Genomic DNA, 20374 nt, shown 5'->3' on the forward strand with positions numbered 1-20374 from the left:
GAGCCGATGCGTTGCCGTCGGTTCGTGGCTCGCTTGTTGTCCGGGCGCCCGGGGCGGGGCCCGTTCCCGGCAGGTCAGGCCTTGGACGTGACCTGTTCCGCGGCGGCGTCGGCGCCGGTACCGGACTCGGCGCGGCGCGCGGCCGGGATGGCGGCGGCGATCACCGCCGCGACCAGGGCGACGCCGCAGCCGACCATGAGGCCGGTACGGAAGCCGTTCTCGGAGGTGAGGTCGTAGCCGCCCATGGAGACGGTCATCTGGGAGAGGACCACGCCGACCACCGCGGCGCCGATCGACGTACCGAGCGAGCGCATGAGCGTGTTGAAGCCGTTGGCGGCGGCAGTCTCGGACAGCGGGACCGAGCCCATGATCAGCGCCGGCATCGCACCGTACGCCAGGCCGACACCGCTGCTGGTCACCATGCCCACCACCATCAGGCCCCACGCGGAGCCCATGAGCACCAGCGCCAGGCCGTAGCCGACCGCGATGACCAGGACGCCGCACACCAGGGTGAACTTCGGGCCCCGGGCGTCGATGAGCTTTCCGCCGAGCGGGGAGATGAGCATCATCATGATCCCGCCGGGCGCCAGCCACAGGCCCGCCGCGAGCATCGACTGGCCCAGGCCGTAGCCGGTGGCGGAGGGGAACTGAAGCAGCTGCGGCGCGATCAGCATGCTGGCGTACATGCCGAAGCCCACGAAGACCGAGGCGAGGTTGGTCATCAGCACCCGGGGACGTGCGGTGGTGCGCAGGTCGACCAGCGGGTCGCGGGTACGCAGCTCCCACAGGCCCCAGGCGAGCAGCACCACGACGGCGGCGGCGAACAGGCCGAGCGTGGTGGCCGAGCCCCAGCCCCAGTCGGCGCCCTTGGAGACCGCGAGCAGCAGGCAGACCAGACCCGCCCCGAGACCGAGCGCACCGAGCACGTCGAACCGCTGGCCCTTGGCGCCGGCCGACACATCGGGGATCAGGAACCAGATCAGCGCCGCGACCACGGCGGCCAGGCCGGCCGAGCCCCAGAACAGCACCCGCCAGTTCGTGTACTGGGCGACCGCCGCGGCGATCGGCAGGCCGAGTGCGCCGCCGATGCCCATGGAGGCGCTGACCAGCGCGATGGAGGAGCTGAGCTTCTCCGCCGGGACCACGTCACGCAGCAGGGCGATGCCGAGCGGCAGCACACCCATGCCCATGCCCTGCAGGCCACGGCCGACGATCATGGGGACGACGGACGAGGAGAGCGCGCACACCACCGAGCCGGCGATCAGCGGCACGGAGCACACGAGCAGCATCCGGCGCTTGCCGACCATGTCTCCCAGGCGTCCGGAGACGGGCACGCAGACGGCGGACACCAACAGGGTGACGGTGATCACCCACGCCGCGTTCGAGGGGGTGGTGCTCAGGATCTGCGGCAGCTCCGCGATGAGTGGGGTGACCAGGGTCTGCATGATCGCCGCCGTGGTGCCGGCGATGGCCAGCGTGGCGACTACGCCGCCGGTGCGGGTTGATGGCTGGGGCGCGCCCATCCGGGACTCCTCGGGTTATGCACGGGAAGAAGACTATGCATCGTACACACTCTATGCATCGAGCACGTTATATGTATGTTGCATAGACCTGTGGGAGAATGAGGGCCGGGATCCGGAAGCACGCCGGGACGCCCGGACGACAACAGGAGGCGGCAGGCGCATGACCAGGCCCACACACGAGGTCGAGTACGAGCAGATGCTCCTCAGCCGCCACGGCCTCCTGCAGAACAAGGGCGGGCGGCGCAAGGACGGCCTGATGGACCGCAGCGCCTACATCCTGCTCAGCCGCGTCCGCGTCCAGGGTCCGATGTCGATCGGTGAGCTCAGCGACGCCTTCGGGCTCGACGCCTCCACCCTCAACCGGCAGACCGCGGCGGCCATGCGCGCCGGACTCGTGGAACGCATCCCGGACCCCGAGGGTGGCATGGCCCGCAAGTTCCGGATCACCGACGAGGGCGCCCGCATGCTCGACGCGGAACGCGAGGGCCTCGTCGAATCCCTGGAGCGGGTCATGACCAACTGGTCGGACGAGGACATCTCCGGCTTCGCCGCCTACCTGCGGCGCTTCAACACCGACATCGAACGCCTGGGCGGCCGCCCCTGGCCGCGCCCCTGACCGTTCGCGGGCCGCCCGGGGGCCGGACGGGATGCGACGGGATGCGCCGGAATGCGTTCGACAGCGCGCCGCACCGCGCGGCATAGTCCGTCCATGAAGCCACGGCACTGGCCCCTGTACGGGCTCCGCCTCCGTACGCCCCGCCTGGAACTGCGCCTCCCGGACCTGGAGTTGCTGGACGACCTCTCCTCGGTCGCCGCCGACGGGGTGCACGCGCCGGGCGAGATGCCGTTCACGGTCCCGTGGACCGACGCACCACCCGAGGAGCGCGGCAGGGCGGTGTTCCAGCACGTGCTGTCCACCGTCGCCCGCTGGTCGGTACGGGACTGGGCGCTGAGCCTCGCCGTGCTGCACGAGGGCCGGGTGGTCGGGCGGCAGGACCTGACGGCGAAGGAGTTCGCCGTGACCGGTCAGGTCAGCACCGGCTCGTGGCTGGGCCTGGCCCACCAGAGCCGGGGCATCGGCACCGAGATGCGGGCCGCCGCCCTGCACCTCGCCTTCGCCGGCCTCGGGGCCCGGACCGCCGTGTCGGACGCGCTGACCGACAACCCGCGCTCGCTGGGCGTCTCGCACCGGCTCGGCTATCTGCCGGACGGCATCACCGTCGCCGCCGTACGGGGAGCGCCGGTCACCCTTCAGCGGCTGCGGATGGACCGGGCACGCTGGGAGGAGTGCCGGAGCATCGAGGTCACCGTCGAGGGACTCGACGGCTGCCGGGCGGAGTTCGGGGCATGACCCTGCTGGTGCACACCTTCGTCCACGACGAACAGGGGAAGTGGCAGCTTCTCGACGACCCCGACGACGGCAGCGACATGGCCGGCTTCGAGAGCAGCCGGACCAAGCTCTGGGGTTCGGAGCACGCGCGGGCGGTCGGTGCCCGGTTCTTCCCCGAGCTGGCCGCCGACGACCTGCACGTACAGCCGGAGGACGTCAAGGACTTCCTCGCCGAGTGCGAGCTGATGCGCCGGCACACGGCGGAGCTCGGTGCGCACAGTGGTTACGGGGAGGAGTACGTGGCCGCCCGGCTCGCCAACATCACCCGGGCCGCGCTGCGGGCCCGGTCGGTGGGTGGTGGGGTGCTGGTCTGGTGAGGGGTGCCCGCACGCGGCGGGGACCGGGGGCGGGTGGAGCGCGGGTGCCGGGGCCGTCCGGCGACCGGGAGGGTGCGCGGTCGCCGGAACGGTCCCGGTCACCTCATTCCGCCGCCCAGGGGACCTCCGGCGCGCGGTAGTAGTTGATGCCCAGCGCCGAGAGCCTCGGCCCCTGCGCGCCCAGCCGCACCTTGTACGTGTCCCAGTCGTGCGTGGCCGCGGGCGACCAGCCGAGTTCCGCGACCCCGGGCAGCCGGGGGAACGCCATCTGCTCGATCTCCTCGCTGTTGGTCAGGGTCTCCGACCAGAGCGGCGCCTCGACACCCAGGACCGAAGCCGCCGGGGCGCCGGCCAGGTACGTCGCCGGGTTCCAGTCGTAGGAGCGCCGCACCGAGACGTAACCGGCCCAGGCCAGGCCCAGCTTTGTGTCCTTGTCGTACTTCATGTCGAGGTAGCTGCGGTCGGCCGGGGACAGCACCAGCTTCGTCCCGTTCACGGCGGCGTCCGCGACCTGCTTGCGCTCGGCCTCGCCCGTACGGTCGTAGCCCCAGTACTGGGCGACCGCGCCCTTCACCGGCGTGCCTCCGGTCAGCTGGTGCCAGCCGATCACGGTCTTGCCGTACTTGCCGACGACGGCCTGCGCCCTGTCCATGAAGGCCACATAGTCCTCATGGCTCGTGGAGTGCGCCTCGTCGCCGCCGATGTGGAGGTACTTGCCGGGGGTGAGCTCGGCGAGCTCACGGACCACGTCGTCCACGAAGTCGTACGTGACGGCCTTCGGCACACAGAGCGAGCTGAAGCCGACCTCGGTGCCGGTGTACAGCGGCGGCGCGACCCCGTCGCAGTTCAGCTCCGCGTACGAGGCGAGTGCCGCGTTGGTGTGGCCGGGCAGGTCGATTTCCGGGACGACCTCCAGATAGCGGGAGGCCGCGTACCGCACGATCTCCTTGTAGTCGTCCTTCGTGTAGTGGCCGCCGGGGCCGCCGCCGACCTCCGTCCGGCCGCCGTACGTGGCGAGCCGCGGCCAGGAGTCGATGGCGATCCGCCAGCCCTGGTCGTCGGAGAGATGCAGATGGAGCTTGTTCATCTTGTAGAGGGCGAGCTGGTCGATGTAGCGCTTGACCTCGCCGACGGAGAAGAAGTGCCGGGAGACATCGAGCATCGCGCTCCGGTACGCGTAGCGCGGGGCGTCCGTGACCGTGCCGCCCGCGATCGTCCACGGGCCCTTCCGGGGGCTCTTCCTCTCCACGTCGGCCGGGAGCAGCTGGCGGAGTGTCTGGACGCCGTGGAAGAGCCCTGCGGGGCCGCGCGCGGTGATGGTGACCGAGCCCCGGGAGGACTTCAGGCTGTAGCCCTCGGCGCCCAGTTCGCCGTTGCCGGGGGCCACGCGCAGCCGGATGCCGTTGGCGCCGTCGCCGGTGACCGGCAGCGGGTACCCGGTGGACGGGCGCAGCACGCCCGCCAGGTAGTCGCCGACCTTCCGGGCCTCGCCGGAGCCGTCGACGCGGATCCGGGTGTCCGCGGTGATGGTGTACGGGGAGCCGCCGGGCTTCGCCTCGGCGGGGGCGGGCACGATCTGGCCGAGCGGACGGGGCGAGGCGGCGGCCGGGGCGCTGTTCACCGGCGGTCTCTCCGAGGCCGCGCCGACACTGGAGATCCCGGCCGCCGTGACGAGCAGCAGCGAGCCGAGAAGGCGGGGGAGGGCGGTGCGCTGTGTCCTGTGCAGTCTCACGAGCCGGGTCCCTTTCGACGGGTTCACACCTGTGGGTCTCCTGAGCAACCGAACCATCACCATGCGTATCGCCTGCCTCACGCATGGTCAAGGTGTAGACCACTCCCCCGTTCATGGGGGCTGGCAGAATCTGCCGTATGGCGGAAATAATCCAGCGCGACGGAACCTGGACCTTCGACGGCGAATCGGTGCGGATCGTGCCGGGCAGGGGCAAGGGCATCCACCCGCTCCGGGAGGGGCTGGGTGAACGCGTCGTCCCGCTGCGGGCGTTGGCGGGCATCTCCTTCGAGCCGGAACGCAAGGGCGGCCGGCTGCGACTGCGGCTGCGCGACGGCGCGTGCCCGGTCCTGCGCGCGGGCGGCGGCAGGCTCAAGGACACCGCGGACCCCTACCAGTTGGCCGTGGAGAAGGACCGGAGCGGGGTGGCGGAGTACTTCGCCGACGAGGTGCGCAACGCCCTGCTGATCGAGCAGGTGCCGGCCGACGCGGTGGACGGATTCCTGCTGCCGGGGCCCGCGGTGCCGGTCGCCGGTGGCGGCGGGGACGGCACGGCCTCGTTCGACGGGGAGACCGTCCGCCTGACCTGGAACTGGAAGGCCAAGGAGGTCAAGACCTCCGGTGGCCCGGTCTCGTTCCCGGTGTCGGAGGTGACCGGCGTGCACTGGGTGCCCGCCATCGGCCTGGAGAACGGGCACCTGCGCTTCGTACGGGGCGACGGGGCGGCTCCGGTCCAGGCGGCCGAGTACGACCTGTACTCGCTGGACCTGTGGGGGCTGTCCAAGAAGGAGTACACGGCGGTACTGGTCGCGGCGGCGGTGCTGGTGCGGCTGCCCGGAGCGGCGGGGAGGACGGCGGGGACCGGCGGGCCCGGCGGCGCCCCCGAAGGAGCCGCGCCCGCGGAGATCGCGGCCCCGGAGGCCGAGGCCCCGACCTCTACCCCGGCCGCACCCGCACCCGCACCCGCACCCGCGTCTCCCGGCGACGATCACGACGTCCTGCTGCGCCGGCTGCGCGAGCTCGGCGAGCTGCACCGGTCCGGAGTCCTCACCGACGACGAGTTCACCGCCGCCAAGCAGGCCGTCCTCAAGCACCTCTGAGCAAGCGCCTCTGAGCAGGCCCCTTGAGTAGGCCCCTCACCCCGGCCCGCCCCGTTCCGGGCTCTCCGAGACGGCAATCACACGCATCCCTGCCCGATATCGGGCAGAATTGTTGCGTAAGTGCCCCGTCCGCCGCAATATCAACGAGTGCTCGAACGCCGCCCGTCGCATGACGACCTCATCGATCACCTGGTGCGCAGCACCGCGCTCCAGCGCGGTGAAGCCGCCCGGGTGATCCTCGACGTGCTGGCGTACTTCGACGAGACGACCGACGACTTCGTCCGCCGCCGCCACCGCGAACTGCAGTCCGGCGGCCTGGTCAACGCGGAGATCTTCGAACGGATCGCGGCCGAGCTGCCGCACCGGGCGGTCGCGCCGCCGGAGCTCTCGCTCCGCCAGCTGCGCCGCATCGTCTACGGCTGAGCGACGGGCACCACAGGTACGTCGATGGAGGGGCAGAGAATCCATGTGCGGAATCGTCGGATATATCGGAAAGCGTGATGTGGCTCCGCTGCTGCTGGAAGGGCTGCAGCGGCTGGAGTACCGGGGTTACGACTCCGCGGGCATCGTCATCACCGGCAAGGCGTCGGCCGGCAGGCCCGCCGCCCTGCGGATGGTCAAGGCGAAGGGCCGGGTCCGCGAGCTGGAGGCCCGTGTCCCCAAGCGTTTCACCGGCACCACCGGTATCGCCCACACCCGCTGGGCCACCCACGGCGCCCCGAGCGACGAGAACGCGCACCCGCACCTGGACGCGGACAACAAGGTCGCCGTCGTCCACAACGGCATCATCGACAACGCCTCCGAGCTCCGTGCGAAGCTCGTCGCCGACGGTGTCGTCTTCCTCTCCGAGACCGACACCGAGGTGCTGGTCCATCTGATCGCCCGCGCCCAGGCGGACACCCTGGAGGAGAAGGTCCGCGAGGCGCTGCGCTCGGTCGAGGGCACGTACGGCATCGCCGTCATGCACGCCGACTTCAACGACCGCATCGTGGTCGCCCGCAACGGTTCCCCGGTGGTGCTCGGCATCGGTGAGAAGGAGATGTTCGTCGCCTCCGACGTCGCCGCGCTGGTCGCCCACACCCGCCAGGTCGTCACCCTGGACGACGGCGAGATGGCCACCCTCAAGGCCGACGACTTCCGTACGTACACCACCGAGGGCTCGTCCACGACGGCCACGCCGACCACCGTGGAGTGGGAGGCCGAGTCGTACGACATGGGCGGCCACGACACGTACATGCACAAGGAGATCTCCGAGCAGGCCGACGCCGTCGACCGGGTGCTGCGCGGCCGGATCGACGACCGCTTCGCCACCGTGCACCTGGGCGGCCTCAACCTGGACGCCCGCGAGGCGCGCGGGGTCCGCCGGATCAAGATCCTCGGCTGCGGCACCTCGTACCACGCGGGCCAGATCGGCGCCCAGCTGATCGAGGAGCTGGCCCGCATCCCCGCGGACGCCGAGCCCGCCTCCGAGTTCCGCTACCGCAACCCGGTCGTCGACCCGGACACGCTGTACGTCGCGGTCTCGCAGTCCGGTGAGACGTACGACGTGCTGGCCGCCGTCCAGGAGCTCAAGCGCAAGGGCGCCCGGGTGCTCGGGGTCGTCAACGTGGTGGGCTCCGCGATCGCCCGGGAGGCCGACGGTGGCACGTACGTGCACGCCGGCCCCGAGGTCTGTGTCGTCTCCACCAAGTGCTTCACCAACACGGTCGTCGCGTTCGCGCTGCTCGCCCTGCACCTGGGCCGGATCCGGGACCTGTCGGTCGCCGACGGCAAGCGGATCATCGACGGGCTGCGCAGGCTGCCCGCCCAGATCAGCGAGATCCTGGCGAACGAGGACGAGATCAAGAAGATGGCGGCCGAGTACGCGGACGCCAAGTCGATGATGTTCATCGGCCGGGTGCGCGGCTTCCCCGTCGCCCGTGAGGCCGCGCTGAAGCTCAAGGAGGTCTCGTACATCCACGCCGAGGCCTACCCGGCCTCCGAGCTGAAGCACGGGCCGCTGGCGCTGATCGAGCCCGCGATGCCGACGGTCGCGATCGTGCCGGACGACGATCTGCTGGAGAAGAACCGCGCCGCGCTGGAGGAGATCAAGGCCCGCAGCGGCCGCATCCTCGCCGTCGCCCACCAGGCGCAGGAGAAGGCCGACCACACCATCGTCGTGCCGAAGAACGAGAACGAGCTGGACCCGATCCTGATGGGCATCCCGCTCCAGCTCTTCGCGTACCACACGGCGCTGGCCATGGGCCGTGACATCGACAAGCCGCGCAACCTGGCGAAGTCCGTCACCGTCGAGTAGCCCCCGCGCACGCCTGCCGGGCACGGGTCCGCGTACGCCCCTGCCGGGCGCGGACCCGTATCCGCAGAACGGCCCCGTACCCGCCGCCACCGCGGGTACGGGGCCGCCCCGTTGCCGGCCGGCGGCTGCCCCGGCGCACCGGCCCGGCCGCTGCCCCGGCCCCGGCCGTCACGCCCCGGCCCGGCAGCCCGTACACCCCCGGTGCGATCGGTGCAGAACGCCCTCCGAGTGACTGTCATATACCCTTCACAAGCGCATAATTCACTCCTGTCGGACATCAAATGCCGGTTTACGCAGGCGATTTGACGCCACATCGCGCGAGGGCGCCACAACGGGCCACCGGAGTGACGAAAGAGACTTCCGGGGCGCCCGGCACTCAGGGGATGACGACGACCGGGCGCTGCGCGCGCCGTGCGAGGCGCCCCGCCACCGAGCCGAAGATCCGGCCGACGATGCCGTGCGTGGAGCCGACGACGATGGCGTCGGCCGAGTACTCCCGGCCGACCTCCTCCAGCTCGTGACAGATGTCCCCGCCGCGCTCGACGAGGACCCAGGGGACCTCGGAGAGGTAGTCCGCGCAGGCGAGCTCCAGGCCGAGCACCTCGGTGCGGTGATCGGGCACATCCACGAAGACGGGCGGCTCGCAGCCTGCCCAGACCGTGGTCGGCAGCCGATTGGCGACATGGACGATGATCAGGCCTGAGCCGGATCTTCGGGCCATCCCGATGGCATAGGCGAGGGCGCGCTCACTGGAGGTCGAGCCGTCGAAGCCGACGACGACCCCATGGCGGAACGCGGGGTCGCAGGAATGACGTGTTTCTTCGACCGTCTGCGGGTCCGACACGGGGTCGGCCACCTGCTTGCGGTCGGCGGGTTCGGGGATTTCGTGACCGGCCATCGGTGTCTCGGCGAAGAGAGTCCTCGTGAGGAGAGCGACTTGGGGAAGGTGCGTCAGCGGGCGGTGTTGCGGTGTCCGGGAATCATCTTCCCAACCCCTTACCCCCAAGGGTACGGCGCCACTCCTCCACTGCCCAGACCCGCGCAAAGCGCGCGCGACGTTTCACGGAGCATGCCCGAGGCGGACCCGGATGGCAATGCCGCTTGTGCCGTACACCGACGCCGCCGGGCCCGCACGACCGCCCTCGGTGACCGGACGGGGCCGTATCCGTCACCCGTACGGGACACCGGAGGATCTCCGTTCCCCCGCGCGGCGGCCGGAGCGATCATCACCCGGGGGCCGACCCCGGGGCCGGCGACCCGACCCCGTGCGTCGCACCGCACCCGTTCCGGACCGCCCGCCCCGTTACCGGCGAGCCGCCCGGCGGGCGACGGACACCGGCCCGCCCGGCGGAATCCGATCGCATTCGGTTGCCACCGGTCCGTTCCGTACGATCAGCCGTCCGACCTGCCCAGGGGGCGCAAAGAAGCGGTTGATCACCCGGGTTGTGCGCCGGTTCAATGACTGAATCACACATGCACAACCATCTATTTTCAGCCAACTTCATACCCCTACCGACACCTTGCTGATTTGGCCGATCAACCCCCTTGTCACCAGGCAGGAAGAGACCGCGCGGTACGCTTCCACCCAACGGGGACGGGCCATGAACGCCAGACGCACTTCCCTGGGCGTCCATCGGATGAAACGCTTCGTGATCGAATGCATCCCGCCAAGTTGCCTTGTCGACATAACGCCGGCTGGTGAACTTGTCACGCCGGCACCACGGGACGCAGTAGATTCGATCTTGGGTATCGAAGTCTGGGGAACTCGTGCAGGACCGAGGGGAAAAGTGCAGGAGCGACAGGCCCGTAAGGACCAGGGAGACGCGAAAACCGAGGGGGGCTTAGCGTCATGAGCCAGGACTCCGCCGCCGCAACGGAGGCTGTACGGAAGCTCAGTGGCCGTCGACGACGAGAAGTCGTCGCCGTGCTGCTGTTCAGCGGCGGCCCCATCTTCGAGAGTTCGATCCCGCTCTCCGTGTTCGGAATCGACCGCCAGGACGCGGGAGTTCCGCGCTACCGACTCCTCGTCTGTGGCGGGGAAGAAGGGCCGCTGCGGACCACCGGGGGACTCGAACTCACCGCGCCCTACGGGCTGGAGGCGATCAGCAGGGCAGGCACCGTCGTGGTGCCCGCCTGGCGTTCGATCACCTCGCCGCCGCCCGCCGAGGCGCTGGAGGCGCTACGCCGCGCCCACGAGGAGGGCGCCCGCATCGTCGGGCTGTGCACGGGTGCGTTCGTGCTCGCCGCCGCCGGTCTGCTGGACGGCCGTCCGGCGACCACACACTGGATGTACGCACCGACGCTGGCCAAGCGCTATCCGTCGGTCCACGTGGATCCGCGTGAGCTCTTCGTCGACGACGGCGACGTGCTCACCTCCGCCGGCACGGCCGCCGGCATCGATCTCTGTCTGCACATAGTCCGCACGGACCACGGCACGGAGGCCGCCGGGGCACTGGCCCGCCGGCTCGTCGTGCCGCCGCGGCGCAGTGGCGGTCAGGAGCGCTATCTCGACAGGTCTTTACCTGAGGAGATCGGCTCCGACCCGCTCGCAGAGGTCGTGGCCTGGGCACTGGAGCATCTGCACGAGCAGTTCGACGTGGAGACGCTGGCCGCGCGCGCCTACATGAGCAGGCGGACCTTCGACCGCAGGTTCCGTTCGCTCACCGGCAGCGCACCGCTCCAGTGGCTGATCACCCAGCGGGTGCTGCAGGCGCAGCGGCTGCTGGAGACGTCCGAGTACTCGGTCGACGAGGTCGCGGGCCGTTGCGGCTTCCGCTCGCCGGTCGCGCTGCGCGGGCACTTCCGGCGTCAGCTGGGCTCCTCCCCCGCCGCGTACCGGGCCGCCTACCGGGCCCGCCGTCCGCAGGGCGGTGGCGCGGAGCCGGTGGCCCCGGTGATCGAGCCGATCGTGCCCGCCCAGGGCAGTCCGTCGATCCGGCGTGCCACGGCCACGGCGGCCCCGCCGGGCCAGCATGTCATCACGTCGCCGACGGCCGGCCCGGTCCAGTCGGAGCAGGGGAAACCCGGCCCCGACGCGTACACGACCGGACGCCCGACCCTCCCGGGGCAACGGAGTGCCCCGTAGGGTGGGGCCATGAACGACCGCATGGTGTGGATCGACTGCGAGATGACCGGGCTCTCGTTGACGGAAGACGCACTCATCGAGGTGGCCGCACTGGTCACCGACTCGGAGCTGAACGTGCTCGGTGAAGGGGTGGACATCGTGATCCGCCCGCCGGACGCGGCCCTGGAGACCATGCCCGAGGTGGTGCGGCAGATGCACACCGCCTCGGGCCTCCTCGACGAGCTGGCCGGGGGCACCACCCTGGCCGACGCCGAGGCCCAGGTGCTGAACTACGTCCGCGAGCATGTGAAGGAGCCCGGCAAGGCCCCGCTCTGCGGGAACTCGGTCTCCACCGACCGCGGGTTCCTGGCGCGGGACATGGCGGCCCTGGAGGGCTACCTGCACTACCGGATCGTCGACGTCTCCTCGATCAAGGAGCTGGCGCGCCGCTGGTACCCGAGGGCGTACTTCAACAGCCCGGCCAAGAACGGCAACCACCGGGCGCTGGCGGACATCCGTGACTCCATCACGGAGCTGCGCTACTACCGCGAGGCGGTCTTCGTGCCGCAGCCCGGCCCGGACTCGGAGCGGGCGAAGGCCGTCGCGGCCCGGGTCGCACCGCCCGCACCGTAGGACCTTGCGAAGCCGCTGGTCATAGCCCCTTTCGGGGGTTGGGACCGGCGGCTGAACAACAGGGGCGCGAGCACCCTCTCGGACCCTGTACACTTTTTCTCGGCCGGTCAGAAAAAGACCGGACATGGTGGGTATAGCTCAGATGGTAGAGCACCTGGTTGTGGTCCAGGATGTCGCGGGTTCGAGTCCCGTTACTCACCCTGAATGATCAAGGCCTGACCTGTGAAAACGGGTCAGGCCTTCTTCATGTCCAGGACCTTGGGGCCCTGCCCCGGGACCTCGGCGCCGGCCCGCGCCGGCCCTCCTCCGCGCCGACCGGACCGAGCCCCAGTTCTGTCCGACTCGGGTGAGAGCTCGTCAGGCCACCGGGCGGGGCCGTGCTCTCCCTCACAGCGTCAGCGGCTCCGGCGCGCGAGGAATCACTGCCGGGGAAACGCAACGGGCCCGTGCGCCTGTACGTGACTCGGGCGCCGCCGGTTCATCTCCGTCGTTCTCGTTTGGCAGCGTGTCATCGAGCGCAAAAGGAGGAAGAGGACCTTCCTCTTCCGACCAGCGGTAAACCTGAGCATCAGCGGATGTCTCCCAGAAGACACTGATCTCACGAAACGGTCCATTCTCCCGCTCGCAGCGAAATGCGGGAGTCACCGCATCCTCACACCATCGGGCAGCATTCCTGCGGAAACTGCCTGAGCCGGGCTTTCAGCCAGCCATCTCCCATGAATCGCATTCCGGCGATCCGGCATGCCCACTCCCCCGGCCCAGGGGACAGATCTCGGGGACCGGCACCAAAGAACCCCGTCCAGGAATGGTTCCGGGGCGGCGCACGGCAGAGAAAGGACAGCCCATGCCCATCGGCACCTCGTTCGAGATCACCATCACCATGAGTGATGACACCACCAACAGGCTGGTCGATGAGGGTTTCTACCTCTACGGATTCAAGGCGGTGAATTCCTCGATCGGGGGTGGTATGCCACTGGTCTGGTTCGTCACCGACGACTACGCGACGTCGACGGACATCACCTGGCAGGAGGAGTACCAGGCCTACACCTCACGCAGAGAGATCATCCCCGGAGGCACGATCAGCGGCATCAACAGCTACGACATCGCCCTCGGCCAGACCCTGACGGTCGACAACATCTCCGGCACCGGCACGGTGGGGGGCAGTCCGGGCTCTTCGCGCCGCATCACGGTCGACAACGAGACGACCAGGCCCTTTACGTCCGGCATCGCCCAGCTGAACCATGTGACGGCCGGACAGGCGGCAAAGGCGACGCCACTGGCCGCATTTCCGCTGCACGGCAGGAACCTGGACTTCTTCACCCCGGTGGAGAAGGTCCTCCTGATGTTCGCCACGGCGGTCATCGAGACGTCGACCGTCGTCGAGCAGGCCTTCGGCCCCGGCCTCCTGGTCGATCTGACAGGCGTGGCACAGCGGGAGGTCACCTACGACGTCGACTACGGCTGGGGCCCGACCAAGCCCAACTGGACCACCCCCGTCGATTCCCTGACCCTGCTCACGCCCCTGCTGATCCAGCAGGACAGGTCGCTGCCGGTCTCCGCGTGATCCGGTACATCACGGCCGGTACCCGGGCCGCGCCCCTCCGAACGAAGGGCGCGGCCCGGCGGCGGGCTCGGGCAGCGGTCCGCGCCCGACAGCAAAGGAAAGGAATGATTTCATGCCCATGATCATCCTCAGGGCGAATGGTAACGGCCGGACCGGAGTCATGGATCAGCCCAGAGCGCAGAGCTACCTGACCAACGTCCTCGCCCAGCGTGGAATGCTCAACAGGCTCGCCCAGATGACGCAGGCCCTCAATCAGGCGTTCAACGGAGGCGGACTGCAAACCCATCCGTATGTCTTCAATGGATTTCCGGTCCTGCACGCCAGTGCCGGAAATTTCCAGACGAGCGTCACCCTCTTCTTTTATTTGGAAAACAATAACCTGATGTTGTTCGCCATGGGCGAGCACATCCCGGGACCCCAGAATCGATACCGGATCACCATCTATGGACAGGCAGGGACCAATTTCGCCATGAACCACATCATCTGATCGCCGCCCCCGGCGGCCGGGTGCCGGACGTCACGAGGAGTCGCGGACGACCAGTTCGGTGGGGAGCACGATCTGGGGGCGTTCCTGGGTCTCGCTCGCGATCTCCTTGAGCAGCACTCGGGCCATCGTGCGGCCCATCTCCTCGATCGGCTGGCGGACGCTGGTGAGGGCCGGGTCCATGTGGCGGGCCACCGCCGAGTCGTCGAAGCCGATGAGGGCCACGTCGTCCGGGATGCGGCGGCCGGCCTCGCGCAGCACCTGGCGGGCGCCCGCGGCCATCACGTCGGAGGCCGCGAAGACCGCGTCGATGTCGGGGCGGCGGGCCAGCAGCTCGCGCATGGCGCGGGCGCCGCCCTCCTCGGAGAAGTCGGCGGGGCCGATCAGCCACTCGTCCGGTTCGAGACCGGCCTCGTGGACCGCGGCGCGGTAGCCGTCCAGGCGGCGCTGCGCACCGTGGACGTCCCCGGGCCCGGTGATCGTGGCGATGGCGCGGCGCCCCCGGGTCACCAGGTGGCCGACCGCTGCGCGGGCGCCCCCGAAGTTGTCGGAGTCGACCGCGGCGAGCGTCTCGGAGGCCGATCTGCGGCCGCCCATCACGGCCGGCATGCCGAGCTGTTCCAGCAGGTCCGGCAGCGGGTCGTCGGCGTGGACGGAGACCATCAGCACCCCGTCGACGCGGTGCGCGGTCAGGTACTGGGCCAGCCGGCGGCGCTCGCGGTCGTTGCCGACGAGAGTGAGCAGCAGCTGCATCTCGGTGTCGGCGAGCGCCGCTCCGACGCCGCGGACGATGTCGGAGAAGTACGGCTCGGCGAAGAAGCGGGTCTCCGATTCGGGCACCACCAGGGCGATGGCGTCCGTGCGGTTCCCGGCGAGGGCGCGGGCCGCGCGATTGGGTACGTAGCCCAGCTCGGCGACGGCCGCCTCCACCGCCTCGCGGGTCTGTGCGCTGACCCGCGGTGAGCCGTTGATGACCCGCGAGGCCGTGCCGCGCCCCACCCCTGCCCGTGCCGCGACTTCTTCGAGCGTGGGCCGGCCACCACTCCGTACTCGCGCTGCCGTCATGGCTGCCTCCCGTTCGCGGTCAATTTCTCACAGCCGGGTGGCCGGGCCAAGTCCTGTGACCGGCGCCTCCAGCGGCCCGTCCGGGGACGGGCCGCCGCTCCGCATCACCCCTCTGGGAGCGCTCCCATCCTACGCTGGCGGCGGATGACGTCGGCGTACCAGTGGGCGCTCGCCTTGGGGATGCGGCGCTGGGTGGCGTAGTCGACGTAGACGGCGCCGAAGCGCTTGGAGTACCCGTAGCCCCACTCGAAGTTGTCCATCAGGGACCAGAGGAAGTAGCCGCGTACGTCCGCCCCGGCGGACACGGCCCGCCGCACCGCGTCGAGGTGGCCGCGCAGGTACTCGATCCGCTCGGGGTCCTCCACCCGGCCGTCGGGCGAGACGTGGTCGTCGAAGGCGGCGCCGTTCTCGGTGACCATCAGGGGGAGGCCGGGGTTGTCCCGGGCCACGTCCATGAGGAGCTCGTACAGCCCGTCGGGGTCGATGGCCCAGTTCATGGCGGTGCGCTCACGGCCCTCGGCGAGGTGGAAGGCCACGTGTTCGGAGCCGGGCCACGGGGAGTGGTCGCTGTTGCCGTGGCCGTCGTCGCGCGCGTCGCCGGCGCCGTCGGCGGGCGTGGAGACCAGCGTCGGTGTGTAGTAGTTGACGCCCAGGACGTCGACCGGCCGGGAGATGACCGCCGGGTCGCCGTCGTGGACCAGCTCCGCCCAGTCGACCAGGCGCTCGGTGTCGGCGATCAGGTCCTCGGGGTACGCGCCGTGCAGCATCGGGCCGGTGAAGATCCGGTTGCCCACCGCGTCGATCCGGCGGGCGGCGTCCGCGTCGGCGGCGCTGCCGGTCAGCGGGCGGACGTGGTGGAGGTTGAGGGTGACCGAGACCTGCGCGGTGGCGGGGAGGCGGTCGCGCAGGACCTCGGTCGCCCGGCCGTGGGCGAGGTTGAGGTGGTGGGCGGCGCGCAGCGCGGCGGCGGGCTCGGTGCGGCCGGGGGCGTGCACGCCGGAGCCGTAGCCGAGGAAGGCCGAGCACCACGGTTCGTTGAGGGTGGTCCAGGTGGTGACCCGGTCGCCGAGGGCCCCGGCCATGATGTCGGCGTAGTCGGCGAAGCGTTCGGCGGTCACCCGCTGGGGCCAGCCGCCCGCGTCCTCCAGGTCCTGGGGCAGGTCCCAGTGGTAGAGGGTGGCGACGGGTGCGATGCCCGCTTCGAGGAGTTCGTCGACGAGCCTGCGGTAGAAGTCCAGGCCGCGTTCGACGGCGGGGCCGCGGCCGGTGGGCTGTACCCGGGGCCAGGAGACGGAGAAGCGGTAGGCGGTCAGGCCGAGCCGTTTCATCAGTGCCACGTCGTCGCGGTAGCGGTGGTAGTGGTCGGCGGCGACGTCTCCGGTGTCGCCGCCGAGGACCTTGCCCGGGGTGTGGCTGAAGGTGTCCCAGATGGAGGGGGTCCGGCCGTCCTCGGCGGCGGCGCCCTCGACCTGGTAGGCGGCGGTGGCCGCCCCCCAGACGAAGCCGGTCGGGAATTCCGCCGCCTCGGGTGCGGCCTTCGGGGCGGTGTCGGGTCGTACGACAGTCATGCGGGAGCGCTCCCAGGGTGGATGGGCGGGGGATGGAAGTGGGTGGTTCGGTATCAGCCCTTGACGGCGCCGGACATGATCCCGCCGACGATCCGTTTGCCGAAGACCACGAAGACCATGAGCAGCGGCAGTGTGCTGATCAGCGCGCCCGCCATCACGATGCTCTGGTCGGGGACGTAGGAGGCGCTCAGCTGGCCGAGGGCCACCTGGAGCGTGGGGTTCTCCTGGTTGAGGGCGAGGTACGGCCAGAAGAAATCGTTCCAGGCCTGTACGAAGGTGAGCATGCCGAGCACCATCATGGCCGGGCGGGCCACGGGGAGCACGATGCTCCACACGACGCGGAGGTTGTTCGCGCCGTCCACCCTGCCCGCCTCGATGAGTTCGTAGGGCAGCGCCTCGCTGAGGTACTGCCGCATGAAGAACACTCCGAACGCGCTCACCAGCGTCGGGAAGATCACCGACTCCAGCTGACCGCCCCATCCGATGTCGGACATCATCATGAACAGCGGTACGACGCTGAGTTGGGGCGGGATCGTGAGCGTGGCGACGACCGCGGTCATCAGTGCGCCGCGGCCCCTGAAGCGCATCTTGGCGAAGGCGTAGCCGGCCAGGGTGCAGAAGAAGAGCGTCGCCGCGGTGATGCTCGCGGACACGACGAGCGTGTTCCAGATGGCCTTGCCGAGATGAGCCTGTTCCCAGGCCGCTTCGAGGTTGTTGAACAGGTTGCCGCCGGGGACGAACGGCGGGGTGGTGTCCAGTATCTCGTCCTGGGTGCGGGACGCGGCGACGAGTGTCCAGTACAGCGGGAAGAGGGAGCCGATGCCGACGACGGCGAGGGCGAAGTAGGCGAAGGGGCCTGCGTGGTGCTGGCGGCCCGCACCCTGCTTGAACCTGCTGCGCCGCGAAGGAGTGCCGGGGACTGCGGCCCCGGACACTCGACGGTGGTCCGGGGCGGTGACGGGGCTGGTCGTGGTCATGGGTATCGCTCCCGGTCAGGCCGAGGTCTTGCGCACGGAGCGCCCGACGAGCCAGTTGATCGCGGCAATGAGCAGCAGCAGGGCGAGCATGGCCCAGGCGACCGCGGCGGCCGGACCGAGGTGTCCGAGCTTCCAGCCGTAGTTGTAGAGGTAGACGCTGAGCGTCTCGTACTGGTGCTCGTTGCCCCCTTGCGCTCCGATGGTGCCGCCCTCCAGGAGCAGCGGCTCGCCGAACAGCTGCATCGACCCGATGGTCGAGATGACGATCGTGAAGAGGATCGTGGGCCGCAGCGCCGGGATCGTCACGTTGCGGAACTGCTGCCAGCGCGAGGCGCCGTCGAGCGAGGCGGCCTCGTAGAGGTCGGACGGGACGGCCTGCATCGCGGCCAGGTAGATCAGGGCGTTGTAGCCGGTCCAGCGCCAGATCACGATGACCGAGATGGCGATCTTGGACGACCAGTGGCCATTGGCCCAGTTGGTGTCGCCGAGACCGATGAAGTCCAGGGCCCAGTTCAGCAGGCCGCCGTCGGCGCGGAAGACGAGGGCGAAGACCAGTGCGGCGGAGGCCACGGAGGTGGCGTACGGAGTGAGGATCACCGTCCGCCAGAAGGTGCTGGCGCGCAGCTTGTAGTTCAGCAGGTGGGCCAGGCCCAGCGCCACCAGCAGCTGCGGGACGGTGGAGATCACACCGATGACGAAGGTGTTGCCGACGGCCGTCCAGAACTCCGGGTCCTGGAGGACCCTGCTGAAATTCTCCCAGCCGACCCACTCCATCCGGTCGAGGCTGATCATCTCCACCCGGTGCAGGGCGATCCAGCCGGTGTAGAGGAGGGGGTAGAGCCCGAAGGCGCCGAAGACGAGGAAGAAGGGCGCGATGTAGGCGTAGGGGGACGCCTTGTCGTCGAATCGCCACAGCCGGCTGCGCCATGCCTGGCGGCCGGGGGACATGGCCTTCGGGACGCGGCGGCCCGGCTGCGGACCGGGTGCGCCCCGGGCGGGGATCGAGGTTGCCACGGGTGGGAGTCCTTCCCTGGGGTGGGCCGACACCGCAGGGGCAGGCCGGAGTTCCGGTCGGGTGCGGCGGTGGTGTCGGAATCCGTGCGCGGGGCCGGCGACCGGAGTCTGTCCGGCGGATCAGGGTCGGTCGAGACCCCGGGGGCGGCCCCGGTGCGGGTGGACCGGGACACGGATGCGGGGTCCCGGCCGCCCGACAGCCTCTCAGCCGATCACCTTGTCGATGGCCTCCGTGGCGGCCTTCCAGGCGTCGTCGGGCTCGGTGCCCCGCTGCTCCATGTTGTTGATCTGGGTGGAGATGCTGTCCTTGATGATGCCGTCCTTCGGGCCCAGCACGGCTGCGGGGATGACCTGGGCCTCCTCGGCGTAGATCTCACCGATGGGGGCGTCGTTGAAGTACGCGAGCTTGGCGCTCTTCACCTCGGGGAGCTCGTAGGCGCCCTTGTTCGACGGGAAGACGCCGACGGCCTTGAACACGGCGGCCTGCTGCTCGGGGGCGGTCAGCCACTTGACGAGCTTCTGCGCCTCCTTGACGTTCTTTCCGTCGGCGGGCACGGCGAGGAAGGATCCGCCCCAGTTGGCCGCGGTCTCGCCCGGGGTGCGGGCGATGTCCCACTTGCCCTTGAACTCGTCACCGGCGTACGTGGCGATCTGCGCGGCCATCCATGCGGGGCAGGCGACCGTGGCGACCGTGCCCTTGCGCAGTGCGGCCTTCCACGGGTCCTGGAACTGGGCCAGACCGGCGGTCAGATCCTTCTCGGCGGCCTCGGCGGCGAGGTTCCAGCCCGCCTTGACGCCGGCGCTGTCCTTGTAGATCGCCTTGCCGTCCTTGGCGTAGTACTGCTCCTCGTTGGAGGAGACCACGCTGTTGTACATGGCGCTGGCCGAGTCCATGTAGAAGGTGCCCTTGGGGGCCTTCTTCTTGTACTCCTCGCCGAGCTTGAGGTAGTCCTCCCATCCTCCGGCGACCTTGGCGGCGACCTCCTCGCGGTCGGCCGGCAGACCGGCCTGCTCGAACAGATCGCGGCGGTAGCAGAGCGACATCGGGCCGATGTCGGTGCCCGCGCCGATGACCTTGCCGTCGTTGGTGGTGGCCTGAAGCGCCTTCCAGCCGACCCACTGGTCGGCGTCGATGACCCCGGCCAGGTCGGCGAAGGCGTCCGCCTTGGTGTCGACGAGCTCCTTCACCCGGCCGACCTCGATGCCCTGGATGTCGGCCAGCCCGCTGCCCGTGTTGAGCTGCTGGAGGAACTTCGGGTAGTAGACCTGCTCGTCGGCGGTGACGTTCTCCTTGACCGTGATGTTCGGGTGCAGTTCGTGGTACTTGGCGAAGAGCCCGGCCTCCTTGTAGCCGAACTGCCCGAAGTCGGCGACGGTCAGCGTGACGTTCCCGTTCGCGTCGGGGCCGGTGCTGCCCGACGGGTCCGAGTCGCTGCTGCAGCCGGTCAGCAACAGGGCCGAGACCGTCAGGCCCGTGGTGGCCAGGACCGCGGCTCTGCGGCTCCGGCCGGTGACAGTGCGGGTGATGCGCATTCCACTACTCCTTGTTCCGGGGTGACGTTCCGGGGTGACGTACTGGGTGACGTACTGGGGTGACGTACTGGGGTGACGTACTGGGGTGACGTTCCGGGCGAGCTGTTCCGGGGTGGG

Annotated in this window: 18 protein-coding genes and 1 tRNA gene; 11 read left to right on the plus strand and 8 right to left on the minus strand. The window is 70.0% G+C overall.

The window, feature by feature from the left end:
- Positions 1 to 74: 74 nt before the first annotated feature.
- Entirely contained in the window at positions 75 to 1523 is a 1449-nt protein-coding gene (locus tag ABZ622_RS18980; RefSeq protein ID WP_360544512.1) for an MFS transporter, read from the minus strand.
- Between the two features lie 160 nt (positions 1524 to 1683).
- Here ABZ622_RS18980 and ABZ622_RS18985 point away from each other — a divergent pair, with 160 nt between their 5' ends.
- The 3 genes from ABZ622_RS18985 (at position 1684) to ABZ622_RS18995 (ending at position 3230) form a co-directional block, all read left to right on the plus strand.
- Entirely contained in the window at positions 1684 to 2139 is a 456-nt protein-coding gene (locus ABZ622_RS18985; protein WP_342281500.1) for a MarR family transcriptional regulator, read from the plus strand.
- A gap of 93 nt (positions 2140 to 2232) precedes the next feature.
- On the plus strand, positions 2233 to 2874 hold the full coding sequence (locus ABZ622_RS18990; protein ID WP_360544515.1) for a GNAT family protein: 642 nt from the start codon (positions 2233 to 2235) through the stop codon (positions 2872 to 2874).
- Positions 2871 to 3230, plus strand: coding sequence for a hypothetical protein (locus tag ABZ622_RS18995; protein ID WP_360544517.1), 360 nt, complete (start codon positions 2871 to 2873; stop codon positions 3228 to 3230). Before ABZ622_RS18990 ends, ABZ622_RS18995 begins: the two co-directional genes overlap by 4 nt.
- Positions 3231 to 3333: 103 nt before the next feature.
- Here the strand turns inward: ABZ622_RS18995 and ABZ622_RS19000 are convergent, their stop codons facing one another.
- On the minus strand, positions 3334 to 4962 hold the full coding sequence (locus ABZ622_RS19000; RefSeq protein WP_360544519.1) for a beta-N-acetylhexosaminidase: 1629 nt from the start codon (positions 4960 to 4962) through the stop codon (positions 3334 to 3336).
- Between the two features lie 137 nt (positions 4963 to 5099).
- On the opposite strand from ABZ622_RS19000, the gene ABZ622_RS19005 reads away from it, so the two are divergent.
- The 3 genes from ABZ622_RS19005 to glmS all read left to right on the plus strand — a co-directional run bounded on the left by ABZ622_RS19005 (position 5100) and on the right by glmS (position 8355).
- The gene (locus tag ABZ622_RS19005; RefSeq protein WP_360544521.1) at positions 5100 to 6059 is read left to right on the plus strand and encodes a DUF4429 domain-containing protein; all 960 of its coding nucleotides are present in this window, start codon (positions 5100 to 5102) and stop codon (positions 6057 to 6059) included.
- Between the two features lie 147 nt (positions 6060 to 6206).
- On the plus strand, positions 6207 to 6482 hold the full coding sequence (locus tag ABZ622_RS19010) for a hypothetical protein (protein ID WP_072489218.1): 276 nt from the start codon (positions 6207 to 6209) through the stop codon (positions 6480 to 6482).
- Between the two features lie 43 nt (positions 6483 to 6525).
- Positions 6526 to 8355: a glutamine--fructose-6-phosphate transaminase (isomerizing) gene (gene glmS, locus ABZ622_RS19015; RefSeq protein ID WP_360544523.1), complete on the plus strand. Its 1830-nt coding sequence runs from the start codon at positions 6526 to 6528 to the stop codon at positions 8353 to 8355.
- A gap of 376 nt (positions 8356 to 8731) precedes the next feature.
- Here the strand turns inward: glmS and ABZ622_RS19020 are convergent, their stop codons facing one another.
- Positions 8732 to 9253 carry a universal stress protein gene (locus ABZ622_RS19020; protein ID WP_093548508.1) on the minus strand — a complete coding sequence of 174 codons (522 nt, stop codon included), beginning with the start codon at positions 9251 to 9253 and terminating at the stop codon, positions 8732 to 8734.
- A gap of 951 nt (positions 9254 to 10204) precedes the next feature.
- Between ABZ622_RS19020 and ABZ622_RS19025 the strand changes: the two genes are divergently transcribed.
- The 5 genes from ABZ622_RS19025 to ABZ622_RS19045 all read left to right on the plus strand — a co-directional run bounded on the left by ABZ622_RS19025 (position 10205) and on the right by ABZ622_RS19045 (position 14103).
- A complete protein-coding gene (locus ABZ622_RS19025; protein ID WP_360544525.1) occupies positions 10205 to 11440 on the plus strand; it encodes a helix-turn-helix domain-containing protein in 1236 nt (411 codons plus the stop codon).
- 9 nt (positions 11441 to 11449) lie between these two features.
- Positions 11450 to 12052 carry an oligoribonuclease gene (gene orn / locus ABZ622_RS19030; protein ID WP_360544527.1) on the plus strand — a complete coding sequence of 201 codons (603 nt, stop codon included), beginning with the start codon at positions 11450 to 11452 and terminating at the stop codon, positions 12050 to 12052.
- 127 nt (positions 12053 to 12179) lie between these two features.
- Positions 12180 to 12252: transfer RNA gene (locus tag ABZ622_RS19035), tRNA-His, on the plus strand.
- Between the two features lie 644 nt (positions 12253 to 12896).
- The gene (locus ABZ622_RS19040; RefSeq protein WP_360544529.1) at positions 12897 to 13616 is read left to right on the plus strand and encodes a hypothetical protein; all 720 of its coding nucleotides are present in this window, start codon (positions 12897 to 12899) and stop codon (positions 13614 to 13616) included.
- 112 nt (positions 13617 to 13728) lie between these two features.
- Positions 13729 to 14103 (plus strand): hypothetical protein, encoded by a 375-nt coding sequence (locus ABZ622_RS19045; RefSeq protein ID WP_360544531.1) that lies wholly within the window; start codon positions 13729 to 13731, stop codon positions 14101 to 14103.
- Positions 14104 to 14133: 30 nt separating this feature from the next.
- Here ABZ622_RS19045 and ABZ622_RS19050 read toward each other — a convergent pair whose 3' ends face one another.
- From ABZ622_RS19050 to ABZ622_RS19070, 5 genes are all read right to left on the minus strand, one after another.
- Positions 14134 to 15165 (minus strand): LacI family DNA-binding transcriptional regulator, encoded by a 1032-nt coding sequence (locus tag ABZ622_RS19050; RefSeq protein ID WP_360544533.1) that lies wholly within the window; start codon positions 15163 to 15165, stop codon positions 14134 to 14136.
- Between the two features lie 104 nt (positions 15166 to 15269).
- Positions 15270 to 16733: a GH1 family beta-glucosidase gene (locus ABZ622_RS19055; RefSeq protein WP_360544535.1), complete on the minus strand. Its 1464-nt coding sequence runs from the start codon at positions 16731 to 16733 to the stop codon at positions 15270 to 15272.
- 53 nt (positions 16734 to 16786) lie between these two features.
- Positions 16787 to 17710, minus strand: a complete 924-nt coding sequence (locus ABZ622_RS19060) for a carbohydrate ABC transporter permease (protein ID WP_360544537.1) — start codon at positions 17708 to 17710, stop codon at positions 16787 to 16789.
- Between the two features lie 15 nt (positions 17711 to 17725).
- Positions 17726 to 18724 (minus strand): sugar ABC transporter permease, encoded by a 999-nt coding sequence (locus ABZ622_RS19065; protein WP_360544539.1) that lies wholly within the window; start codon positions 18722 to 18724, stop codon positions 17726 to 17728.
- A 204-nt stretch (positions 18725 to 18928) separates the two neighbouring features.
- Positions 18929 to 20257 carry an extracellular solute-binding protein gene (locus ABZ622_RS19070; RefSeq protein ID WP_360544541.1) on the minus strand — a complete coding sequence of 443 codons (1329 nt, stop codon included), beginning with the start codon at positions 20255 to 20257 and terminating at the stop codon, positions 18929 to 18931.
- Positions 20258 to 20374: the final 117 nt, after the last annotated feature.

The sequence above is a fragment of the Streptomyces sp. NPDC007164 genome, assembly GCF_040634135.1.
Classification (GTDB): domain Bacteria; phylum Actinomycetota; class Actinomycetes; order Streptomycetales; family Streptomycetaceae; genus Streptomyces; species Streptomyces sanglieri.